At 79.8% G+C, this 2,321-nt stretch carries 3 protein-coding genes; all 3 read left to right on the forward strand.

Going from position 1 to position 2,321, the window contains the following annotated elements:
* Nucleotides 1-269: 269 nt before the first annotated feature.
* Nucleotides 270-1,286 carry an asparaginase gene (locus tag HLB09_RS15920; protein ID WP_171204293.1) on the forward strand — a complete coding sequence of 339 codons (1,017 nt, stop codon included), beginning with the start codon at nucleotides 270-272 and terminating at the stop codon, nucleotides 1,284-1,286.
* Complete coding sequence (gene dtd, locus HLB09_RS15925; RefSeq protein ID WP_171204294.1) at nucleotides 1,283-1,717, forward strand: D-aminoacyl-tRNA deacylase; 435 nt, start codon at nucleotides 1,283-1,285, stop codon at nucleotides 1,715-1,717. The genes HLB09_RS15920 and dtd overlap by 4 nt, the downstream gene beginning before the upstream one ends.
* Nucleotides 1,718-1,809: 92 nt before the next feature.
* Nucleotides 1,810-2,124, forward strand: a complete 315-nt coding sequence (locus HLB09_RS15930; RefSeq protein WP_171204295.1) for a DUF2516 family protein — start codon at nucleotides 1,810-1,812, stop codon at nucleotides 2,122-2,124.
* Nucleotides 2,125-2,321: the final 197 nt, after the last annotated feature.

A 2,321-nucleotide genomic window follows, 5' to 3' on the forward strand; every position in this document is an offset into this window, starting at 1 on the left:
GGTCCCGCTCGACGCAGCACCAGCCGCGGTCGCCGACGGCCCCGTGCGCGGCGACGTCGACCCGCGCGGGCCGGACGTGCGCCGCCCCCTTGAGCGGGGTGAGCCCCAGCCGCGCCACGCGTCCCTCCACGCCGGCGACGCTAGAGGGCGCGGCCGGCCCCTCCCTCGGCAGCGGTGGACGCACGCCGCGGTGGACGGCGTCCTGCGTCCACCGCTGCCGCGGCGGCGCCGTCCTCGGCGGGCCGGCCCCCCGGCCTACCCTCGGGCTCGTGCCGACGCCTCCTGCCGACCGACCCACCGCCGCGCCCGGACCCCTCGCGGGCGCCGTCCCGATCGCGACGGTGCGGCGCGGCGGCGTCGTCGAGTCGGCCCACCTCGGGCACGTCGTCCTCGTCGGTCCCGACGGCGCGGTGCTCGGCGGCCTCGGCGACCCGGACGTCCTCGTGCTGCCCCGCTCGTCCCTCAAGCCCGTCCAGGCGCTCGCGATGCTGCGCTCTGGCCTGCGCCTCGGCGGGGACCTGCTGGCGCTGGCGACGGCGAGCCACAGCGGCGAGGACTTCCACCGCGAGGGCGCCCGGCGCGTCCTCGCCTCGGTCGGCCTCGACGAGGGGGCGCTGCGGAACACCCCCGACCTGCCGTCCGACCCCGAGCTGCGCGCCCGCTGGCAGGCGGAGGGGCGCTCCCCGGAGCGCCTCGCCCAGAACTGCTCGGGCAAGCACGCGGCGATGCTCGCCACCTGCGTCGCCGCGGGCTGGTCGACGGAGGACTACCTCGACCCGGGCCACCCGCTGCAGCGGGCCGTCCTCGACGCCGTCCGGGAGCTCACGGGGGCGGACGCCGCCGGCACGGGCGAGCTGCTGACGACGGACGGCTGCGGCACGCCGCTGCCGGCCGTCCCGCTCTCCGGCCTCGCGCGGGCCTTCTCGCGCCTCGCGACGGCGGAGCGCGGCACGCCCGGGCAGGCGCTGGCGCAGGCCGTCCGCGACTTCCCCGTGTGGGTCGGCGGCACGCGCCGCGACGTCACGGCGCTCCTGCGGGGCGTCCCCGGGCTCATCGCCAAGGACGGCGCGGAGGCGGTCTACGCCGCGGCGCTCCCCGACGGGCGCGCCGTCGCCCTCAAGGTGCTCGACGGCGGGGACCGCGCCCGCCCCGTCGCGATGGCGGCCGCTCTGCGGGCGCTCGGCGTCGACGCCCCCGTCGTCGCGGAGCAGGCGACCGCGCCGGTGCTCGGGCACGGCGAGCCGGTGGGCGAGGTCCGCGGCGTCGACGTCCCGCTGCTGCCGTGAGGGCGGTGCTCCAGCGCGTCACCCGGGCGCGCGTCGTCGTCGACGGGGAGGTCGTCGGCGAGGTCGACCCGCCCGGCGGGCAGGCGCTGGTCCTCCTCGTCGGCGTCGCGCGCGACGACGGCCCGGAGCAGGTGGCCGCGCTCGTGCGGAAGACGGCGGAGCTGCGCGTGCTGCGCGGGGACGCCTCCGCAGTGGACGCCGGGGCGCCCGTGCTCGTCGTCAGCCAGTTCACGCTCCAGGGCGACACCCGCAGGGGGCGCCGGCCCAGCTGGTCGGCGGCCGCGCCGGGGGACGTCGCGGAGCCGCTCGTCGACGCCGTCGCCGCGGGCCTGCGCGAGCGCGGCCTCGAGGTCGCGACGGGCCGCTTCGGCGCCGACATGGCGGTCGAGCTCGTGAACGACGGGCCCGTCACCCTCGTGCTCGACGTCTGAGCCGTCGGCGACCGAGCGGGGGAGGGGGCCGGTCGGTGGAGGCCCCGGCGGGCGGGGGGTCGCCCGCCCCGTCGCCCGCCTACGCTCCTCCCATGAGCGGTGTCTTCGCGGCCCAGGGGTACGTCACGCTCCTCCTCGGGCTGGCGGTGCTGGCGGTGTGCGTCTTCGCCCTCGTCGACGCCGTCCGCCGACCGGCGGGCGCCTTCGCGGCGGCGGGCAAGCTCACGAAGAACAAGTGGGTCGCCATCCTCGCCGTGGCCTCGCTCATCAGCTTCGCCGGGCTCGGCGGCCTCGGCCTCATCGTCATCTCCCTCGTCGCGGGCGCGGTGTACCTCGCCGACGTCCGCCCCGCGCTGCGCTCGGTGGGCGGCGGGGGCGGCGGCCGCTCCGGCCCCGTCGGCTGGTAGGGCCGAGCTCCTCCCGGCCCTCCTGCCGCCCTCCTCTCCGCCCCTTCCCCGGACGCCCTCCTCAGCCGGCGACGGCCGACCACGCCACGGCGAGCTCCCCGAGGCGCCAGCGGCGCGGCCCGCCCCCGGGCGCGCGGTCGAGGACGGGCCACCCGGCGTCGCCCAGGCCGCGGCAGGCGGCGAGCCACCGCTGCCGC

It is taken from the genome of Pseudokineococcus marinus, from assembly GCF_013004605.1.
Taxonomy (GTDB): Bacteria; Actinomycetota; Actinomycetes; order Actinomycetales; family Quadrisphaeraceae; genus Pseudokineococcus; species Pseudokineococcus marinus.

Coding starts and splice junctions, on each gene's coding strand:
- HLB09_RS15930 (WP_171204295.1), top strand. CDS start 1,810: ATGAGCGGTGTCTTCGCGGCCCAGGGGTACGTCACGCTCCTCCTCGGG.